Annotated in this window: 20 protein-coding genes; 10 read left to right on the top strand and 10 right to left on the bottom strand. The window is 34.6% G+C overall.

What is annotated here, in order from left to right:
• Positions 1-824: 824 nt before the first annotated feature.
• Positions 825-1,076, bottom strand: a complete 252-nt coding sequence (locus DW114_RS10800) for a hypothetical protein (protein ID WP_117453768.1) — start codon at positions 1,074-1,076, stop codon at positions 825-827.
• 57 nt (positions 1,077-1,133) lie between these two features.
• On the opposite strand from DW114_RS10800, the gene DW114_RS10805 reads away from it, so the two are divergent.
• Positions 1,134-1,472 (top strand): UTRA domain-containing protein, encoded by a 339-nt coding sequence (locus DW114_RS10805; RefSeq protein WP_117453769.1) that lies wholly within the window; start codon positions 1,134-1,136, stop codon positions 1,470-1,472.
• Positions 1,473-1,509: 37 nt separating this feature from the next.
• Here the strand turns inward: DW114_RS10805 and DW114_RS10810 are convergent, their stop codons facing one another.
• The 5 genes from DW114_RS10810 to DW114_RS10830 all read right to left on the bottom strand — a co-directional run bounded on the left by DW114_RS10810 (position 1,510) and on the right by DW114_RS10830 (position 8,032).
• Positions 1,510-3,246: a [FeFe] hydrogenase, group A gene (locus tag DW114_RS10810; protein ID WP_117453770.1), complete on the bottom strand. Its 1,737-nt coding sequence runs from the start codon at positions 3,244-3,246 to the stop codon at positions 1,510-1,512.
• On the bottom strand, positions 3,240-5,075 hold the full coding sequence (locus DW114_RS10815; RefSeq protein WP_117453771.1) for an NAD(P)-binding protein: 1,836 nt from the start codon (positions 5,073-5,075) through the stop codon (positions 3,240-3,242). Before DW114_RS10815 ends, DW114_RS10810 begins: the two co-directional genes overlap by 7 nt.
• Positions 5,076-5,300: 225 nt before the next feature.
• Positions 5,301-6,101, bottom strand: a complete 801-nt coding sequence (locus DW114_RS10820; protein WP_117453772.1) for an ABC transporter ATP-binding protein — start codon at positions 6,099-6,101, stop codon at positions 5,301-5,303.
• 9 nt (positions 6,102-6,110) lie between these two features.
• Positions 6,111-7,031, bottom strand: a complete 921-nt coding sequence (locus tag DW114_RS10825) for an ABC transporter permease (RefSeq protein WP_233509477.1) — start codon at positions 7,029-7,031, stop codon at positions 6,111-6,113.
• A gap of 14 nt (positions 7,032-7,045) precedes the next feature.
• Positions 7,046-8,032 carry an ABC transporter substrate-binding protein gene (locus DW114_RS10830; protein ID WP_233509476.1) on the bottom strand — a complete coding sequence of 329 codons (987 nt, stop codon included), beginning with the start codon at positions 8,030-8,032 and terminating at the stop codon, positions 7,046-7,048.
• A gap of 176 nt (positions 8,033-8,208) precedes the next feature.
• Between DW114_RS10830 and DW114_RS10835 the strand changes: the two genes are divergently transcribed.
• A complete protein-coding gene (locus tag DW114_RS10835) occupies positions 8,209-8,679 on the top strand; it encodes a YbaK/EbsC family protein (protein ID WP_117453773.1) in 471 nt (156 codons plus the stop codon).
• A 31-nt stretch (positions 8,680-8,710) separates the two neighbouring features.
• Here the strand turns inward: DW114_RS10835 and DW114_RS10840 are convergent, their stop codons facing one another.
• The 4 genes from DW114_RS10840 to DW114_RS10855 all read right to left on the bottom strand — a co-directional run bounded on the left by DW114_RS10840 (position 8,711) and on the right by DW114_RS10855 (position 13,133).
• Positions 8,711-10,261, bottom strand: a complete 1,551-nt coding sequence (locus DW114_RS10840; RefSeq protein ID WP_158552233.1) for a tetratricopeptide repeat protein — start codon at positions 10,259-10,261, stop codon at positions 8,711-8,713.
• A 99-nt stretch (positions 10,262-10,360) separates the two neighbouring features.
• The gene (locus DW114_RS10845) at positions 10,361-11,521 is read right to left on the bottom strand and encodes a tetratricopeptide repeat protein (RefSeq protein WP_117453775.1); all 1,161 of its coding nucleotides are present in this window, start codon (positions 11,519-11,521) and stop codon (positions 10,361-10,363) included.
• Positions 11,509-11,910 (bottom strand): tetratricopeptide repeat protein, encoded by a 402-nt coding sequence (locus tag DW114_RS10850; RefSeq protein ID WP_158552234.1) that lies wholly within the window; start codon positions 11,908-11,910, stop codon positions 11,509-11,511. Before DW114_RS10850 ends, DW114_RS10845 begins: the two co-directional genes overlap by 13 nt.
• A 50-nt stretch (positions 11,911-11,960) precedes the next feature.
• Positions 11,961-13,133 (bottom strand): VanZ family protein, encoded by a 1,173-nt coding sequence (locus DW114_RS10855; RefSeq protein ID WP_117453777.1) that lies wholly within the window; start codon positions 13,131-13,133, stop codon positions 11,961-11,963.
• A gap of 311 nt (positions 13,134-13,444) precedes the next feature.
• Between DW114_RS10855 and DW114_RS10860 the strand changes: the two genes are divergently transcribed.
• The 8 genes from DW114_RS10860 (at position 13,445) to DW114_RS10895 (ending at position 21,698) form a co-directional block, all read left to right on the top strand.
• The gene (locus DW114_RS10860; RefSeq protein WP_117453778.1) at positions 13,445-14,842 is read left to right on the top strand and encodes an alanine/glycine:cation symporter family protein; all 1,398 of its coding nucleotides are present in this window, start codon (positions 13,445-13,447) and stop codon (positions 14,840-14,842) included.
• A 106-nt stretch (positions 14,843-14,948) separates the two neighbouring features.
• Positions 14,949-15,467, top strand: coding sequence for an RNA polymerase sigma factor (locus tag DW114_RS10865; protein ID WP_117453779.1), 519 nt, complete (start codon positions 14,949-14,951; stop codon positions 15,465-15,467).
• A complete protein-coding gene (locus tag DW114_RS10870; protein ID WP_117453780.1) occupies positions 15,464-16,204 on the top strand; it encodes a hypothetical protein in 741 nt (246 codons plus the stop codon). The genes DW114_RS10865 and DW114_RS10870 overlap by 4 nt, the downstream gene beginning before the upstream one ends.
• Positions 16,161-17,027 carry an ABC transporter ATP-binding protein gene (locus DW114_RS10875; protein ID WP_117453781.1) on the top strand — a complete coding sequence of 289 codons (867 nt, stop codon included), beginning with the start codon at positions 16,161-16,163 and terminating at the stop codon, positions 17,025-17,027. The genes DW114_RS10870 and DW114_RS10875 overlap by 44 nt, the downstream gene beginning before the upstream one ends.
• A complete protein-coding gene (locus tag DW114_RS10880; protein ID WP_117453782.1) occupies positions 17,024-18,220 on the top strand; it encodes a hypothetical protein in 1,197 nt (398 codons plus the stop codon). The genes DW114_RS10875 and DW114_RS10880 overlap by 4 nt, the downstream gene beginning before the upstream one ends.
• A gap of 12 nt (positions 18,221-18,232) precedes the next feature.
• Positions 18,233-19,501: an ABC transporter permease gene (locus DW114_RS10885; protein WP_117453783.1), complete on the top strand. Its 1,269-nt coding sequence runs from the start codon at positions 18,233-18,235 to the stop codon at positions 19,499-19,501.
• A 160-nt stretch (positions 19,502-19,661) separates the two neighbouring features.
• Positions 19,662-20,744 (top strand): GTP-binding protein, encoded by a 1,083-nt coding sequence (locus tag DW114_RS10890; RefSeq protein ID WP_117453784.1) that lies wholly within the window; start codon positions 19,662-19,664, stop codon positions 20,742-20,744.
• Between the two features lie 9 nt (positions 20,745-20,753).
• Positions 20,754-21,698 (top strand): GTP-binding protein, encoded by a 945-nt coding sequence (locus tag DW114_RS10895; RefSeq protein WP_117453785.1) that lies wholly within the window; start codon positions 20,754-20,756, stop codon positions 21,696-21,698.
• The last annotated feature ends 164 nt before the right edge of the window (positions 21,699-21,862 follow it).

Raw genomic sequence — 21,862 nt, forward strand, 5'->3', positions numbered from 1 at the left:
ATAGCGATGTAATGATGTTTATTAAAAATACTTACTATCTAATAGAGTTTCTAGTAAAATGAGCTTGTACCTATTTTAAATTCAGCACAATTAATAGATTTATTAAAGAAGTGACCAGTTAGAAATCCTATACAAAAGAAGATTCCTAGGTATTTTTGAGTATACGACATGATTACTTAACAATGTTAAGTATTAAGAATATGTTATAAAACTAGAAGGAAAGAGATCAAATGGGATAGATACATTTTTTGATTATAATTATTGTAGAGCATAAATCAATATCTTTATATGAATTTATACTTGAAATAATTATACTTTTGTGTAATATTAATGAAATAGCGATAGTTTATGTGCGTAATAAGAGTAACAAACAATGGAGGAAGGTATAAGCTATTTAAACAAAAAGTATATGATAAGTTACTTTAATGGGAAAGGGAGTACAAAGTAAATATGTATGCATAATGGAATTCGCATATTGAGTTGGAAGAACATGATTGCAGAATAATTTGCGTGCAATGAATATAGATCATATCAATATGTACACTTGAAATTTTTGATGATATAACTCAACTTAGGCAAGAACAAAAAGTAAAAGGATTTAAGGAACCTTAATTTTATATTAATCTACTTATGAATAAAAGAAGTTAAAAATGAATTCAAGAGAATTTTGGTTTATCAAACAAATAAAATGGAGAATATTTAGTTGATGAATTTCATTTATTTCTGCAGCTTCTGAGGAAAGCAATGAATGAACAGGAAGTAAAATAAAATAATCAAGAAGAGAACAAAGAAAATCCTCGCCTAATGATAAGCGGGGATTTTCTTTATCTAATAACATCACTTTTTCCATGTTCCATATAATACAGAATATCCTGTTTTGATAACACAGGGCTGTCACCATAAGTTGTATGTCCCAATACACCACTACAGGTCGCATATTCTTCTTGTGTAGAAGCATCTTCCATATGATATAGCGCATGAATCATACCAGCAGCAAACGCATCTCCACCACCAATACGATCATAAACATCAAAAGTGTGGACACGACTTTGATAAAAACCTTTCTCATTTAACAAATAACCCTGTAAACTACCTGTATCTGTATTACGATGAGTACAATATTTTAAAAATAAATGTATCGTATCAAACGTTTGTATTATTTAGATGGAAAACCATATATCTACTTTACACACTATCTACCAGGAAATATTAAATTAGATCATATTGAGGATGATAATGCCTTTTCTATCTATATGCAGCTTTATAAAAACAAACAATTTATCAGTAATTTCCATGATGAATTTTATATTGAAGAGCCAGAGGAATATATCTTAAAAGCATTAGAATTGGAAAAAGGGCCATTACTAGGAAGAAAACGTATGACATATAATGAAAATGGGGAAGTGATTGAGGTATCATTTGCGCAATATAATACAAAGATACATCATTATGTCATTGATTATCAGGCATAGATCAGATAAAAAGCACACAAATTTGTGTGCTTTTTGTTTAGTTTTTCTGTGATGGCATATCCCATCCAAAATGATCTGTATGAAGAAGTTTTTCAGCCTTTTCACTTAATGGATGTTCCAGATATTCCTGATATAGTTTCTGGATATCTGGGTTTTCATGAGAATGACGAATGGCTTCATGTTTATCTAATTGATATAATGCATTTGCACGTACAGCTGCCATTTCCTTTCCATCATGAATTGGCTGGCCACCACCGCCACTACATCCACCAGGGCATGCCATGACTTCCACAAAATCATAATGTACATCTCCTTTGCAAATTGCTTCAATCAGTTTTCTGGTATTCCCGAGACCACTAACAACAGCACAGGATAAACGCTGCCCATTTATGATAAAGCTTTGCGCCTTACAACCCTCCATGCCTCGTACACTTTCAAACATATCCGCATCAGGATTATTTCCTGTCACAAAATAATACGCACTACGAAGTGCTGCTTCCATAACACCTCCTGTAGCGCCAAATATAACACCGGCTCCACTTGCATGGGAAACAGGCTGATCTAATGGTTCATCACACAATGTTTCAATGGCTACATGTTCTGCGCGTAACATTCTGACAAATTCTCGTGTTGTAATCACAACATCTACATCTTTACCAGCACCTGCGTCATTGATATTAGGGATATCACATTCATGTTTTTTCGCAACACAAGGCATAATGCTCATGACAAAAATCTTATCAGGATCCACGCCCAGTTTTTCTGCAACATAAGTTTTGATAATGGCACCAAACATCTGATGTGGAGATTTTGATGTAGATAAATGGGATACCATATCCGGATACTGGCTCTTAAGGAAACGAACCCAACCAGGACAACAGGAAGTAAACATAGGCATTTCATTTGAATCAGCCCTCTTTAATCGCTCAATAAATTCACTGGCTTCTTCCATAATGGTTAAATCAGCACCAAAGTCTGTATCAAATACATAATCTACACCCATGCGACGTAATGCACATGCCATTTTTCCAACAGTTGCCTGATCATGTGATAAGCCAACACTTTCTCCCCAAGCAGCACGGACAGCTGGCGCAATCTGTGCAATACAGATTTTATCCGGATCATTTAAAGCATCAAATACAATTTCTGTATCATCTCTTGTATGGAGTCCATTTACTGGGCAGTGGGTAATACATTGTCCACATAAGGAACAATCAGCTTCTTCAATCTTACGATTTAACGATACATTGACAGTAGTACGTGAACCTGTGGAGCATACATCCCATACATTTAGATTTTGTACCTTATCACATATCTGTATACAACGCATACATTTGATACATTTATTGCTTTCTCTTTGTAATGGGAAGGCTTTATTCCAAGGCGTATAGGTAACATCTTTTTCGTAATTTAAAGATGTAATACCAAGATCATTAGCAATGGTTTGTAAAGAACAATTGCCACTTCTGGAACAATACGCACATTCACAATCATGCTGGGATAATAATAATTCCACATTCATACGTCTTGTTTCACGGACTTTAGGAGAATTTGTATATAACACCATTCCTTCCTGCACCTGTGTATTACAAGAGGTTACTAATTTATCTTTGCCTTCTACTTCTACCATACAGATACGGCAAGCGCCAATTTCATTAATATCTTTCAGATAACATAAATGGGGAATATTGATATGATTTTGTTTGGCAGCCTCTAAAATCGTGATGCCTTCACTTACTTCAATCTGGTGATGATCTATTGTTAATGTTACCATTTCGTTGTCCTACCTCCTTTGAATACGCCAAAACCGTAATGATCACAACGTAGACATCTACTACATTCCTGCATGGCTTCTTCTTTGCTCATACTAAATTCTATAGGTTCAAAATCTTTTGAACGATCAATGGTATCGCGCTCTTTCAATTGTATACGGCCACATTTTGGACGATCAGCATAATTTGCCGCAGGTATTTCTATATCTGTTGTAATTTCGTGGCGGAAGCCTAAATATTCATCAATATTAGCCGCTGCTACTTTTCCTGCTGCGATAGCACGAATGACAGTTGCAGGACCAGTTACACAATCACCACCCGCAAAGATACCAGACATATTTTCCACACCGGAATGATCTAATGCATCAATAGCACCATGTTTGATAGGAATACCTTCATCTTTAAAGTGAGCAGATTCTATACCTTGACCAATTGCTACAACGACAATATCACATGGAATGCGTTTTTCTTCTACATCAGCATTGTTAGGAGAAGGTCTGCCTTTACGATCCTGCATCCCTATGATTTGAGGCTGTACCCATAAAGCAGCCACGTTTTGATTTTCATCTAGTTCAATTCGTTTTGGAGCTTGTAATTCAAATAATTCACAACCCTCCGCTAGTGCGCCTTCTACTTCATCTGGCAAAGCAGTCATATCTTCTTTTCTTCTTCGATATGCAATCCCAACCATAGAAGCACCCAAACGTTTTGCACTACGGGCAACATCCATTGCGACATTTCCTCCACCAATTACACAAACGCGTTTTCCATGGAAATCAGGTAAGATATCATCACCAATATTACGTAGCATTGTTACAGCACTGATTACATGATTACCTTCTTCACCAGGTATTCCTACTTTTTTATCCGTTTGTGCACCAATAGATAAATATAATGCATCATATTGCGCATCTAATTCACACATGGTTATATCTTTTCCAATATCAACCTGCATGTGTACTTCTACACCCGTATTTAAGATTACCTGAATTTCCTGGTCTAATTTTTCTCTTGGTAAACGATAATTTGGAATACCATAACGAAGCATACCACCCAGTTTTTTACGCTTTTCATATATCACAGCCTGATGGCCCATCTGTTGAAGATAATATGCGGCAGATAGACCACCTGGACCACCACCAACGATGGCGATTTTCTTACCAGTAGATGGAGCGTTTTCTTTAGCAGGAACTGCACCTGTCTGTTCAATTGCATAACGTTTTAATCCCCGGATATTGATAGAATCATCCAGCATATTTCTACGACATCTTGCTTCACATGGATGCTCACAAATATATGCACATACGGTAGGGAAAGGATTATCTTTACGGATCAAACGTACAGCATCTTCATTTCTTCCTTCTTTAATTAATGCAATATAACCTGGGATATCCACACCAGCAGGGCATAAGGCAACACATGGTACGGGTTGATTTAATGATTGTGTACAACGACCATGTAGAATATGCTCCTCATAATCATCACGAAATCCACGAATACCTTTTAATACCATTTCCGCAGCTTCAATACCAATAGCACAATCCGCAGAATTACGAATATTGACAGCAGTCTTTTCTATTAAATCTAAAGTTTTTAAAGTGGCATTGCCATCTAAAACACTGTCAATCATCTTTTGTAGCTGACCTAATCCTACACGGCAGGGAACACATTTTCCACATGTCTGTGCATGGCATAAACGTAAGAATGCACTCGCCATATCAACAGGGCATAATCCTGGGGGACTGGCGATGATTCTTCTTTCAAGATCTTTGTATAAATCTTCAATGACACGCTGGGATTTGGTTTCACTCATAATTGTTAAACGACTCATGATTGTTATCCTCCATCTTTTTAACTACTTTCAGTATAAAGCATTTTACTTTGATTGCCAATATATTTTTTAAACGCTTACAAAGAGTTGGCGCAAATGAAACTTTAATAATAAAAAATTATGTGCGAAAAAAAGCTTCAAGTTTATTTAAGAGATTAGAATTAGCATGAGAAATGCTTCATGTTTTCCAGTGCTTTCCCAAAAGAAAAGACTATAGAAATTCTGTTAGTTTGCGCTAAATGCTAGTTCATCATCTAAAGCATCTAACATATTTAAAGAGTTGAATTTTTCAATCAGCTTTTCAACAGTCAGTGTTTTCTTTTCTTCCTTACCAATATCCATAATAATCTGTCCTTTATGAAACATCAACAATCGATCGCCATATGTTATCGCATGTTTTAAGTTATGTGTAATCATGATGGTCGTCATTTTCTTTTCTTCGATCAAACGTTTTGTAAGGGAAATAATCAAATCACTGGTTTTTGGATCAAGTGCTGCAGTATGTTCATCTAACAATAATAAATCAGGACGAACGATGGTTGCCATCAAAAGTGATAACGCCTGGCGCTGTCCACCGCTTAATGCACCAACCAATACATCCATTTTTGATTCTAATCCCAGCTCCATTTTTGTTAATTCTTCTTTGAATAATGGAATCAGTTCCTTATCTACACCACTGGTTAAACCAAAGTGCTTACCTTTGTTGTAAGCCATCGCAAGATTTTGAGTGATGGTCAGAGAAGGGGCAGTTCCTTTTTGGGGATCTTGAAACACACGGCCAATAAACTGAGAACGTTTATGTTCTGGAATCTTGGAAACATCTTTATCACGGAAGAAAACTTTTCCACTGTCTTGTAAGATATTTCCACTAACGACATTGAAGAAAGTAGATTTTCCACTGCCGTTGGAACCAATGATAGTCACAAATTCTCCTTCTTGGATTTCAACGTTTAAATCTGTATACAAAACAACCTCATTGGCACTTCCTCTGTTGAAGGTCTTTGTTACATGTTCTAATTTCAACATATTCTTCACCTAACCTTTCATAGAGCGATGGAAGAATTTTCCTAAGATTCCATTGCCTAAAACCAACACGACAATGAAGATGAGTGACATGACAAGCTTCATGTAATTTGGTGGAAGTCCCAAATTTAATGCAAGTGCAATCGTTAAACGATAAGTGATTGCGCCAAGAATCACACTGGTTGTAAAACCAAAGAATTTGATTCGTTTAAATACAGTCAATCCAATGATTACAGAAGCAAGACCCATAACAATCATACCAGCACCTAACTGTACATCAAAGTATCGAAGCAGCTGAGAAACAACAGCACCTGATACACCAGCATATCCATTACTGATTGCAAGTCCATTCATTTTGATGTGACCTAGATCTTGTCCAAGAGAACTGATCAATTGTGGATTATCTCCGGCAATACGCATTAAGAAACCATATTTGGTATCTAAAAACCAGTCGATCAATAACTTCATTAAAATAACAATTACAAGCAAGATAAAGATTGGCCAGAGTTTCTTGATCCATATCGCAAGCTCTCCACTAAAGTTTTGTGATATTTTATCACCATAAGTGAAAATTGTGTCGTAAGTGAATAATACAATTCGGCTTTGATCCTGTGCAACAGCAAGATTAATAGAATAAAGTCCTGTCATTACCAAAATACCACTTAACAGGGAAGATATTTTACATTTTACATGTAAGAAGCCCGTTGCATAACCAGCCAGCATACCAGCAAAGAAAGCAACGATCAAAGATAAAAACGGATTGATGTTATGTGTGATACACATAGCGCCGGCAGCAGCACCAAGAGGGAAACTGCCTTCTACAGTCAAATCAGCGTAATCTAGAACCTGATACGTCAATAAGACACCGATAGCCAGAATACTGTACGCAAGTCCCTGCGATACAACATCAATTGTGAAATTCAATATATTCATATGCCATCACCAGCTTATTCGCCATAGAATGTAGCGCGTTTTTCTAATTCTGCAGGAATTTTAATACCTAGTTCATCTGCGACTTTACGATTGATTATCAAAGAAGTTTCAGAAGCTGTTTCTATATCGAAATCACCAGCTTTTTTGCCATTAAACAGGATATCTTCAGCGATTGCACCTGCTTGTTCACCAAGCTTTTCATAACTGATAGAATCACTTGCCAGTAAACCTGCTTCCATTTGTCCATCTTCAGCGGCAAATACAGGAATTTTATAAGCGTTTGCTTTATCTGTGATAGATGCTGTTGCATTTACAATCATGTTATCTGTGATATTGTAGAAACAATCAACTTTTCCAGCCAGCTGTTCTGCGGCAGTCGCAACATCTGTGGAAACACTGACACCCTGGGTTTCAATTGCAAAGTTATATTTACCAGCCAGTTTCTTTACCTGTTCAACCTGAAGTTTACCATTTGGTTCTCCGGTATTATAAATCATACCAATGGTTTTTGCTTCTGGAAGCATTGTACGAATAAGTTCTAATTGTTTTTCCAAAGGTGCTGCATCAGATACACCGGTAACATTGCCACCTGGTTTTTTATTACTCTTTACGATTTTTGCATCCACTGCATCCGTTACTGCATTAAAGACAACAGGAATTTCTGTATCTAATGTCGCATTTGCGGCACTTAATCCAGCATTTGTTCCAATCGCATATATCATATCAACTTTTTCATTTGCGAACTGACTGGCAATCGTATCTGCTGTACCATTGTCGTTTTGTGCGTTTTTTTCTACGAATTTTACTTTGGTTTCATCATATCCTTTTTCTTTCAGATAATTCTGAAGTCCTTTACTTGCACTTTCCAGTGCAGGATGATTTGCGTAAATCAGAATACCTACTGTTTTTACATCATCTTTTGTTTCTGGTTCTTTACTACCACATCCACTCATAGAAACCATCATCAAACAGGCCAAAAGCCCTCCTAATAATTTTTTCATAATCTCTCCTCTTTTCATTATAGTATGTATTGATGATATCGTCTTTTTGGAAATAAATCAATATTTTTCATTGATTATTTCATAAATTTTGCATATAATTTTCATTGTATGAATAAAAATGTGTAAGAGTTTACATAATGAATACAAAAAGCATTTAGGAAATGGAGGAAATAATGATGGCAATTGCATTAGTAAAAGAGTATTTAAAAGCATATGGAAAAGATCAGGATGTTATTGAACTTGAAGAAAGCAGTGCAACGGTAGAGCTTGCCGCAAAAGCACTAGGGATTGAAGGTGCGCGAATAGCGAAAACTTTGTCCTTTATGGGAAGTGATGGTGCTTTGGTTGTCGTATGTGCAGGAGATTGTAAAATAGATAATCATAAATACAAGGAAACTTTTGGTGTGAAGGCAAAAATGTTAAAAGCGGAAGAAGTAGAAACTTATACCAATCATAGCATTGGCGGTGTTTGTCCCTTTGCATTACCAAAAGATACCAAGATTTATTTGGATGAATCCATGAAACGTTTTGATTATGTATATCCAGCATGTGGCAGTTCTAATTCTGCGATTAAATTAAGTCTAGAAGAACTGGCATCCATGGTCCCATATATGAAATGGGTGGATGTTTGTAAAGGCTGGGAATAAAAAAAGCTGATTGATTCAGCTTTTTCTATGCTTATTTATCTTTATTCTCTAAGCGTTCTAATGCTTTTATCGCATCTTCATATCCATGGTCTGCAGCTTTATGATAATACTCCAGCGCTTTTTCCATATCTTTTACAATGCCCCAGCCATTTTCATAACAATAGCCTAAGCTGTATTGCGCGATATCAATATCCATATCAGCTGCCTCTTTATAATATTTTACAGCCATACGGAAATCTTTTTTTACACCACGCCCATGTTCATAACAATCTCCAATGTTACAAATAGCGATGCCATTTCCAAGCTGTGCAGAGCGGGTATAGTACGTAAATGCTTTGTTGTAGTCAATTTCATCTTCAGGCACTTCATTTTCATAGATATAGCCAAGATTGCATAAGGCATCACTATCGTCTTTTTCTGCGATGATCTCATATAATGCAATTGCTTTTTTAATATCTTTTGCTACGCCACGTCCATGGTGATAACAATATGCAATACCAAACTGACCTAGTGGATATCCCTGATTGGCACACTGTTCATATAATTCAAAGGAACGTTTTTCATCCTTTTCAGCACCGATGCCACGCGCAAGATTCCATGCCAGATTATATTGTGCTCTGGCAAATCCCTGTGCAGCACTTTTTTCAAACCACTCATTTGCCTGTTTATGATCTATTTCTACTCCAATACCATTATCGTAACAATAACCTAAGTTACATTGTGCACAATCATCTCCCTGATCTGCGGCCGCTTTATAAAGTTCTATTGCCTTCACAAGGTCTTTTTCTACGCCAATGCCTTTTTCATAAAATAAACCTAGATTACATTGTGCCCGTGGATAATTTTTATCTACTGCTTTTTGATAATAGGTGCAGGCAAGGGGAATGTTTTCTTCTACACCAATACCGTTTTCATAGAAATAAGCGATATTGGATAAGCCTCTGGGATACCCCTGATCGGCAGCTTTTAAGTACCAGTATGCTGCTTTTTCTTTATCCATTTCTGTGGCAATGCCACGTTCATAAAAATAACCCAAATTACATTGTCCGCATGGATCATTCTTTTCAGCGGATAGCTGATATAAGGAAAAGGCTTTTTGTATATCCTGTTCTACACCCATGCCATTTTCATAATAGTATCCAAGTGTACATGCAGCAGCGCCATGTCCCTGGTCCGTGGCTTTTTGAAAATATTGGGCAGCCTGTGTTTCATCTTTTTCAACACCAATCCCATATTCATATAAATAACCAATTTCATATTGGGCATTCATCAGTCCCTGATCAGCAGCCAGCTTATAATATTTTGCGCAGGAATACGCATTGCGCTGTACACCAATTGCTTTTTCAAAACAATATCCTGCATAATATTGTGCCATCATATGACCAGCATCAGCAGCTTTGATAAACCATTGTGATGCATTGTAATTATTTTTTGGGAAACCATACATTCCATGGTAATAACATAACCCCAGTTGATACATGACTTCCACATTTCCTTGCTTAGCATTTTTGATCATTTGATTAACATCAGCGCCTGAACGTTTATATGTTTTTAAAAAATTATCTCTCATAACAAGCTCCATAAACATCCCCCTCTCACTGTATCCTTATATAGCCTTATGATAACACGTTTCAGGAAATTTTCAAGCAGCGTTACTGCTTTGTATTAGATTTTGTAAAGATTATTTATCTTTTTTATCTAAGCGCTTTAAAGCATCTATCGCATCTTCATATCCATGGTCTGCGGCTTTGCGATAATAAGCGATTGCCTTATTGATATCTTGTGCAACACCCCAGCCATTTTCATAACAATAACCTAAACTGTATTGGGCAGAATCTACATCTTGATCAGCTGACATTTTGTAATATTCCACAGCTTTTTCATAATTTTGGGTTACACCATTGCCTTTTTCATAGCAGTCACCAATATTGCATAATGCGACAGCATCACCAAGTTTTGCGGCTTTCTCGTAATATGTAAAAGCTAAATCATGATCAATGGCATCTGCTTCTAAATCATTACCATAAATATATCCTAGATTACATAACGCTTCTGCGTCATCTTGATCAGCCAATTCTTTATACAGAACGATTGCTTTTTGTAAATCTTTTTCTACCCCATGGCCATAATGATAGGCGTAAGCAATACAAAATTTCGCAGATGCATGTCCCTGCTTAGCTGCTTTTTCGTATAGCGCAAATGCTTTTTTATAATCCTGTTTGGCACCGATTCCTCTTTCCAGATTCCATGCAAGATTATATTGTGATATAGCAAATCCCTGATTTGCACTTTTTTCATACCATTCATTCGCTTTGACAGGATCAAGATCCACACTAATACCATTGTCATAATAATAGCCAACATTGCATTGTGCAACTTCATCGCCTTGTTCTGCAGCTTTTATGTATAACGCAAAAGCTTTATCAACGTTTTTTTCAACGCCATGACCATTTGCATATAAAATCCCCAGGCAGCGCTGTGCACGAGGATAATTTTGTTTTGCAGCTTTCTTGTAATAGAACATCGCCAGCGAATAGTTTTGTGGAACACCTTTTCCATTTTCATATAAATGGGCAAGATTGCATTGTGCTCTTGCATACCCTTGTTTGGCAGCACGCTGGTATAGCTTTCTTGCTTTATCGAAATCTATTTCCACATGTATTCCATATTCATAAAAGTATCCTAAATTACATAAACCACCTGGATCATTACGATCTGATGCAAGCTGATAATACTCTACAGCTTTTGGTAAGTTTATAGGTACACCAAGGCCTTTTTCATAGAAATATCCCAGACTACAGGCTGCTACAGGATGTCCCTGATCACTGGCTAGTTGAAACATTTCCGCAGCTTTTTTTCATCTTTTTCAATTCCAATACCATATTCATATAGATATCCCATTTCATATTGGGCATTCATAAAACCTTGTTGTGCCGCTAATCCATAATATTTTGCACGTTGTACAGCATTGCGAGGAACACCAATTGATTTTTCAAAACAGTACCCTGTATAGTATTGTGCTATCATATGACCAAGATTTGCGGCTTTGATAAACCAATCGAACGCTGTTTTATTGTTTTTTGGTACCCCATAATTGCCATAATAGTAACATAAGCCAAGCTGATACATCGCATTTTCATCGCCGAGTGCAGCCTTTTGTTTTATGCTATCCAAAAAAGAACTTTCTCTTCTATAGGTTCTTAAAAATTGATCTTTGATTGATTCTTCCATAAATATCCCCATTTCTTTTTGTCTTTCTATTATTATACATCATTCATCAATCAAGATGTGCACTCATTTTCTTCTCTTTCTAAATCTGCATGATCATAATCTTCTGAAAGCTTAACTTTTATGGTAGATATATTTTTTACTTTGCCTATTTTATCATATATATTTTCCTTATGTTGAAACATGGAAAGCATCGCATCAAATACATAGAATAGATAAATGGCAAGATATAGTGCAAATCCAGCATACCATACATATAACAAAGGGGAATCAACCTTCATAAAAACAAGGATAAATGCCAAAATAATATAAGGAAAAGGAAGAATCAATAAGTATGTTGGAAGAAAATGAAGCAGGTATTGATACCATTTTGCGTTCTGATTCTGAAAGTTTACCAATCGTATTTTTACCATCATTTTTCCCAGAGTCCTGCCTTTACTCAGACAAGGAACAATGAAATACAGCAGCAGTATTATGATAAGGTAACCATAGAAATGAAAGCGTAGAGGAAGCAGGAAACTAATCATAATATAAAGAATTAAAGTTACAATAATATCTATTGCGAACGCAAACATTCTGCGCATCGCACTTACCCGCATTCCTTTATGATAACTTCTTTCATCCAGTTTTTCTCTGCTTGGTAGAAAATGAGCTACGATTGGTGTCAAGCCATATCCAATCACACCGCCAAGTGTATTCGTTATCAAATCATCTACATCAAATAATCGATAAGGACGAGGATAGATAAAGAATAAGCCACTTAACTGCAGACATTCAAATGATAAGGATAATAAAAAGCTGCACAGCATCGTTTTCTTAAAGGAATATTCAAAATAATAATGTAGATAGATTCCAAATGGCATAGTCATAAAAATATTAAACAAGACCTGTAATACGCTAAATTCATTTAATGCGGTCAGATATGTAGTAGGATCATCCCACACAAAAGAGGTGGTTAAGGAGATATCTTTTAAAGAAGCAAAAGGAATCAGCTGCATTTTTGGTGTTGTATAATGGGCAACTTCTTCAATTGGAGGCAATGGTAATGATACCAAAAAGTAACAGCATAATAAGTAAAAAATAAAAGAGAATACAATTAATATACGAAGTGGCAGGGTGGCGCCATAATGACGATATTGGTGTAATATATAAGGAATCGTCAGGATAACTGCTAAGATTGGAAATACAAATAATGCAGTTTGTATCGGTATCAGATAAAGTGACATATGATCATTTCCTTTCATTTATGGGTTTATTATATCATGGAATCTAATGTGCATTCATAATCTTACAAAAATGTTTGATAAATGATAGAAATCATAAATTTTCAAAGGAAATAACAGAAATAAAATGAGAAATCATCAAAAAATTCAATTTTTAAATACAATTTTATGATTTTTTTTTACAAATTTTCTATTTTATGTTAAAATGCTTATGTTACATCAGATAAGACACGCATTTCGCTACGTGCCTTTTTTATGTCTTTTTCTGGTATAGCGGCGTTTAAAACCGTAAAACTATAGAAGGAGTGATGATTATGCATGAAGTATTATCATGGTTAAATGAATTTTTATACAGTAATATTTTATTAATATTATTGGTAGCAGCAGGGATATATTTTTCAATACGTACAAGGTTTGTACAGATACGTTTATTGAAAGAAGGTATTGTCTTATTAAAGGAAAAAGCCCACAATGAAGATGGCGTTTCTTCTTTTCAGGCATTGATGATTTCCACAGCGAGTCGTGTTGGCACTGGTAATATTGCTGGTGTTGCGACTGCACTTGCGGCAGGTGGCGCTGGCGCTATTTTTTGGATGTGGGTAATGGCATTTGTTGGTGCTGCCAGTGCTTTTGTGGAATCCACACTTGCACAGATTTATAAAGAACGAGATGGAGAAGCGTTTCGTGGAGGGCCTGCTTACTATATTGAAAAAGCGTTAGGTAGTCGTTTTTTTGGAATCATTTTTGCGTTGTTATTGATTGCATGTTTTATCTTTGGTTTCAATGGCCTTCAATCTTATAATGTTAGCAGTGCACTGGCTTATTATTTTGATGATCAGCATTTAGCAGGTCTGCTTGTTGGTTGTATATTGACCATTGCCTCTGCGGCAGTTATCTTTGGTGGTGTTCATCGTATTGGTATCATCAGTTCTACAATTGTGCCTATCATGGCTGGTTTATATATTATTTTAGGTATCTATATTACATTATCCAATGCTTCACAACTGCCTTCGATTTTTCAAATGATTTTTCAAAATGCATTTGATGTACAGGCAATCTTTGGTGGCTTTGCGGGATCTTGTGTCATGCATGGAATCAAACGTGGCTTATTCAGTAATGAGGCAGGTATGGGTTCTGCGCCTAATGCCGGAGCAACTGCGGATGTATCCCATCCAGTAAAACAAGGACTTGTACAGGTGATTTCAGTATTTATTGATACCATACTGGTTTGTACGACAACAGCATTTATCCTTTTAAATTATGGCATCGAAGATGGCTTGACTGGTATGCCTTATGTACAAATGGCAGTAAGTAAAGCTTTTGGTGAATGGGGAATTCATTTTATCACCATTTCGATTTTCTTATTTGCATTCAGTTCTTTAATAGGTAATTATTGTTATGCAGAAGGAAACTTAAAATTTATCAAAAATAATAAAACCTTATTATTTGTATTCCGTATCGTAACCTTGCTGGTGATCTTCTTTGGCGCACAGGCAGATTTTTCGCTTGTATGGGATCTAGCGGATGTACTCATGGGATTTATGGCACTTATGAATATCATTGTGATATTATTGCTTGGGAAATATACTTTTATCGCTTTAAAAGATTACCAGAAACAGAAAAAAGAAGGGAAGAATCCAATGTTTCATCCTGAACAACTGGGTATTCCAAATTGTGAATGCTGGGAAGAATTTGACGAAGATTTAAAATAAGGGACGGAAAACTATGCGATTTGCATAGTTTTTTAATTTCTTTTCAAAAAAACAAACTATTTCTATGAGATAATCGTTGTAATAAGTGTGATGGTGAGGAATAGATATGAATGAAAGATTTTTAGTATTAAAAGCAAAAAACGGAAATCAGGAAGCTTTGGAAGAATTGATAAAACTGAATTATCAATCCATTTATAAATATTTTGTAAGGACATGTGGAAATAGCGCTACCGCACTTGATCTTACACAAGATACCTTTATAAAGCTTGTACAGGCACTTCCAAATTATCAACCTTATAAAGATTTTTGTGCATACCTTTATACCATTGCATACCATGTAGGCATAGATTATTTAAAGAAGAAAAAAGAAATACTGTTAGAAAATGAATATCCTTTTGAGATGCAGGCTGCACCAACACATGAAAAAGATGAAAATTATTATCGTATGAGAAAAGTACTTTATAAGATTCCAGAAAAACAACGGGAATGTTTGATATTGTATTACTATCAGGGCTTAAATTATCGCCAGATATCCACAATATTATCCATCCCTATATCAACCGCTAAGACCCGTGTACGCACTGGTTTACAAAGATGTCGTGATCTTTGGGAGGAAACGAAATGAAAGATATATTATCTTATTATGAAGTTGAAGATGCAGAAGAAAAACATGTGCAAGATTTAATACAACAATTACCTAAAGTAAAAAGAAAAACAAATGTATTTGCGCAAGTATATCTTCAATGGAAAATCACACCGTTTTATTTCTATATCATTTTTCTATTACTATTATGTGTTTGTATCACTCTGTTGCAGGGATATGATGTTAAAAAGCAAATTTTTAATATATATTTTACCATGTTTTTATATATGACATCTAATGTTTTATTAATGATTCCAGAAATGATGCGTAGCCAGATATATCAATGTGCAGAAATTGAAAAAACATGTAAATATAATATGGTACAGATTTTATGTTATCGTCTGATCTTGTTTACAACAATGCTTTTAGTTTCTGTATGCATGATTACATTTTATACTTCAAGGATATATCCATTATCATTTATCCGATTATTTGCTTTAATGATCTGTAACCTACAATTAACATTATTATTAACTGTTTGCTTATATTTGATGTGGAAAATAAATGATGTAAAAATAATGATATTAATTTATACAGGATGTTCATTACTCATTTCTTGTTTAATATTGCCAAAACTCATTATTTCATCAATATATGGAATTACTTTTTGCTTAATCATCAGTTTTATTTGTATATGTATTTTGATAAAAAGACTATGGAAGGGGATTAAAAATTATGAAATTAACAGCGGAGCATCTTACAAAAATATTCATTCATAAAACAGCAGTGAATGATTTTTCTTATACCTTTACCAATGGCATCTATGGATTGCTGGGGCCAAATGGAAGTGGAAAATCAACGCTCATGCGTATGTTATGTGATATCTTAAAACCTAATCAGGGACATATTTATTTAGATGGTACCCTGATTCAAACAATGAATGAAGATTATCGTGATATCTTAGGCTATTTGCCACAGGATTTTGGATATTATCCACAATTTAATGCATATGATTTCTTAATGTATTTCGCAACTTTAAAGGGCTTTTCTAAAAAGGAAGCCAAAGACAGAGTAGAAATGGTATTAGAAATGGTAAATCTGACATCAGAAAAAAAGCATAAAATCAAAACGTTTTCTGGTGGGATGAAGCAAAGATTGGGAATCGCACAGGCGTTATTAAATGATCCTAAAATATTAATTGTGGATGAGCCAACAGCAGGATTGGATCCTAAAGAAAGAGCGAATTTCAAAAGCATTTTAGCACGCTGTGCAAATGATAAAATCGTTATCTTATCCACACATATTGTTTCTGATATTGAAACATTAGCTCAGCATATTTTAATCATGAAAGATGGTAAATTACACCAACATGGCACTCGAGAAGAACTTTTATTACCACTTCATGATCAGGTGTATACATTTATATGTGAGGAACAGGAAGTTGAAAAATTATCAAAAGAAATGATTGTAACAGCAATGATGCCAGTCCAAAATAAAATGCAAATCCGAGCAATCATATCAAAACCTGCAAGGGAAGATATGAGAAGGGAAGAACCATCGTTAGAAGATTTATATTTATCGATATTCAAAGATGCTATATGATAAGATATGAAATAAAGAAACTTTGGAAAACACCGATTATCTGGTTTGTATTATTGGCAATACTATTGTTTCATATAGGCACAATCATCATAGATGTCAATATTGTAAAACAAAGTGAAACAGCTTCATATTATGAGAAATATCAAGGACAGATAAATGATAATTGGATACAAAATATACAATCAGCATATCATGATTACATCATGCAGCCAAGCCATCGATATACACATAAGGAATTGTTAGATCAGGGGATAACAGAAGAAAAAATAAAACGACTATCTGATGATGACTTTACTTACATAAAAAGTGAGGTCAAGCAGGATCCTGAATTTCAGGTATTGTCTCAAGCATATAATGCTTCTTATTTCAAAGCATCTTTAGATGAGGATATCGCCTTTTTCAAAAATATGTATCGTATCAATGATTCAGATTTTGATGTATCCAAAATTGATAAAGATTATGCAAAATTAAGTGAAAACTACCAAAAATTTGAATTTACATCAATTGACAGTTATGCTATTCTTCAAAAAGGCATCACAATCATGATAAGAACATTTACTATTTTTTTAAGTGTATTATTATCTACGATTTTCACAAGAGAACAAAACGATGGTGTTTTAGAATTACAGCTCGTATGCAAAAAGATGGAAAAAGCGAAGTATGCAAAATGGAGTGCGGCATTTCTTAGCACAATCATATCATGGGCTATCTTTATTGTATTACAAATACTTTTTATAGCGATGACATTGGGCTTTCATGGAGAAAATGGATATGTGATTGATTTTACATTTAACCATTGCCCTTATATGCTCAATGCATTACAATATACCCTTTTACAAAGCTTCATTTCATTATTAGGGAGTCTAGTAATTGCGTTCTGTATGATTGCGATTTCTTATCTAGCTAAGAAAAACAGCACAGCAGTTATACTAAGCATGGTATTATTTGTAATGGTTCCATTTTTGAATAATGCAGGAATCTTTAAAGAACTACTATATTATTATCCAGCGAATTTTATTGGCGGAGATTATTTATTGGCTGCTGTGCATTATACAAAGATTGCCGGTATATACGTCCATGGAAGATGGCTTGCGATAATATCTGGTCTGTTGTATCTAACTTGTGCGAGCCTATGTTTGATATTAAAAAAGCATCAACACTATGTGATCGACTGGAAAAGTTTGAAAGAATAAAAGGAGAAGATAATGAAAAAATTAATTACAACGGAATTGAAAAAATACATTTTATTAAAACGCGTATTTATTGTTTTTTTCTTCGTCATATTCATCTTCGTATTTCAAATCTTAACCGCAAGTGCGACAACACATTCGCCATATACGCTAAGTATTGGTAATAGAGGGGATTTTCACAATATACAAGAAGAAATCAAACGAATCAAAAGGACATCATTTTCTCAAACCGAAATCAATCAGAAATTTCAAGATGATTTAGATAAAGAATATAGATTATTTGTGGATAAAAATATTTTAGATAAAGAAAGTCTGATGAAAAACGCGAAAGAATTCAATAAGGGATATGATGAGTTATATAAGGAACGATATGATATTGAAGAAAGTGGGCTAATATTTAGTGAGAAAATAAAATATAGTGATCAGATGAATTTGTTTTCTGAAAAATATGCGGCAATTTATAATAAGGAACATATGCTGGAATGGTGCATAGAAGCTACAAAACATATGGATGAAAACTATCTTACACAGAAACAAATAGAGGATTTAACATCTATCATCCAAAAGCAGATATCTAAACCATATATCCAAGGATATCATTTAGGTTTTGATTATTTAATAGGCAATTTACAATTTCTTCCTTTCACATTAGGGCTACTACTCATCATATGTTTTTATGGTATGTTTGGTATGGAAAAAGCTAGGAAAACAGACACCTTGATTCTAACAAGCAAATATGGGAAAAATGAATATATAAAATCAAAATTGCTAACGATATGGATTGTCGCAAGCATCGCCTGGCTGATTTTTCAAATGGTAAATATCATAGGATGCTGGTTCATGTTTGGATTGGATGGTGCGTTTGTCAGTGTTTATAAGGACTTTTTTGTATCACCTTATGGATTAAATTATATACAGTATTATGGAATTATATCCATTGTGAGCTATTTTGGAACCTTACTATTTTCTTTACTCGTTTGTATAAGTTCACAACTATTAAAGTCGATTCCAACATTGTGTCTTGGCATTATATTTGTGATTACAACAGGCTGGCTGATTAGCAGTTATGGCAATGTTGGTTTCTCATTATATGATAAATGGATGTTATTATTGCCAACACAAATGATGTCCGCAAATACATTCTTATCTGAATATATCGCAATACAGATATCTAATTGGAATATGCGATTACCACTATTATATGCGATAGTTTTAATCATAGGACTTCCATTAACGAGCTGTATTTTGTATAAAATAACAAAAAATCGTCAGATCAAACGATAAAACAATAAGGAATAAGTTTGATATTTTGACATATAATGCCTGCTTTCTTTGTGAATGATTTTTACTTTCACACACCATATGAATTGAATAACAATTTATAAAGTGATATACTAAGAAATGCGGAAAACCGCAATATATATAAGAAAGAAGGTTGTCAATTATGACGAAAATTGATATTATCTCAGGATTTTTAGGTGCAGGTAAAACGACATTAATCAAAAAATTGATCAAAGATGTTTTACACGAGGAAAAAATCGTTTTGATTGAAAATGAATTTGGTGAAATCGGAATTGATGGAGGATTTCTAAAAGATGCAGGTATTGAAATTCGTGAAATGAATAGTGGCTGTATCTGTTGCAGCTTAGTTGGAGATTTTGCGGAAGCATTAAGCAAAGTATTAGAAGAATATCATCCAGACCGTATTGTGATTGAGCCAAGCGGTGTTGGAAAATTAAGTGATGTAATCAAAGCCGTACAGGGTATTGATAACCATGAAATACAGTTAAACAGTTTTACAACTGTCGCAGATGCACAAAAGTGTAAGATGTATATGAAGAATTTTGGAGAGTTCTTTAATAATCAGGTAGAATATGCAGGTACGATTATTTTAAGCCGTACACAAAATCTAACTGAAGATAAATTAGAAGCAGTTGTACATGAACTGCGTCATCATAATGAAAATGCAACGATTATCACAACGCCATGGGATGCATTAGATGGTAAAGAAATCTTAGCCGCAATGGAAAAGAAAAATACATTGGAAAAAGAATTGATGGAAGAAAGCGAGATCTGTCCTGTATGTGGACACCATCATGATGAAGAACATCATCATGAACACGACCATGAAGATTGTTGTGAACATGAACATCATCATCACGAACATGAAGAACACCATCATCATGACCATGATGGAGAATGCTGTTGTGGACACGATCATCACGACCACCATCATCACCACCATGCAGATGAAGTATTTACCAGCTGGGGTATGGAAACACCTAAAAAATATGCAAAGGAAGAATTGGATGCAATTCTAAAAGAATTAAGTACATCAGAAAAATATGGAATCATCCTTCGTGCAAAAGGTATGTTGCCAGATTCACAAGGAAACTGGATGTATTTTGATTTAGTACCAGAAGAATATGAAATACGTGTAGGAACACCAACGTATACGGGAAGATTCTGTGTGATTGGCAGTAAGTTAAACGAAGAAGCTTTAAAAGAGCTGTTTCATATCGCATAAGGTGATACTATGACGATACCTGTTTATGTATTTACCGGGTTTCTGGAAAGTGGGAAAACCTCTTTAATCAAAGATACACTGATGGATCCAGGTTTTAATGATGGCGAGAAAACATTGCTGCTTGTTTGTGAAGAAGGTATGGAAGAATATGATGATGAATTCTTAAAAAAGGCCAACACTTCTATTGTGACAGTAGGAAATGAAACTGATTTAAGCTATGCCTTTATGAAACAATGTGATAGTTTGATTGAACCAGATCGTGTCATGATTGAATTTAATGGTACATGGAATTTCACGAAATTCTTAGATGAAGAAATGCCATTTGACTGGCTGCTTGTTCAGATATTATCTACAGTGGATGCTTCAACATTTGAAGTATATCTAAACAATATGCGTTCTATGATATACGAACAGCTGGTACATAGTGAAACAATTATTTTTAATCGCTGTGATGAAAATACCAAAAAGCTTTATTTAAGAAACAATATCAAGGCAATCAATAAATCCGCTCAAATCATTTATGAATCTAAAGATGGAACGATTAATGATTTAAAAGATGATGAATTGCCATTCGATGTAAATGCTGATCATCTTGTTATTCAGGATGATGATTATGGTTTATGGTATATGGATGCTTTGGAACATCCTTCAAAATATGAAGGGAAAACGATCACAATCAAAGGAAAAGTCATCAGTACCCATGTGGATGATATTCCAGAAGCATTTGTATTTGGAAGATTTGCGATGGTATGTTGTGCAGATGATACATCTTTGATTGGACTATTATGTCATTATAAAAACTCTGTGGACCTTTTACCAAAAGAATGGGTAGAGGTACATGCGAAGATTGCGGTAGAGTATGATGAAGAATATCAAGGTGATGTTCCAATTCTGTATTGTGATCATGTGACATCTGTGGAACCACTGGAAGATGAATTGGTATATTTTACATAAAATTTGTTATTTCAAAAAAAATTATAATTTCTATTGAAACAGGATCAGCCAAAATTGATTCTGTTTTTTTATGAAAATTTGTTCATATTCATTAGATGCACAAGATGCATCTTTTTGTTTTATATAAATATCTAAAATATTGGATATGAACGATATCCTTCATT

Source organism: Absiella sp. AM09-50, assembly GCF_003433845.1.
Lineage (GTDB): Bacteria > Bacillota_I > Bacilli_A > Erysipelotrichales > Erysipelotrichaceae > Hoskinsella > Hoskinsella hominis.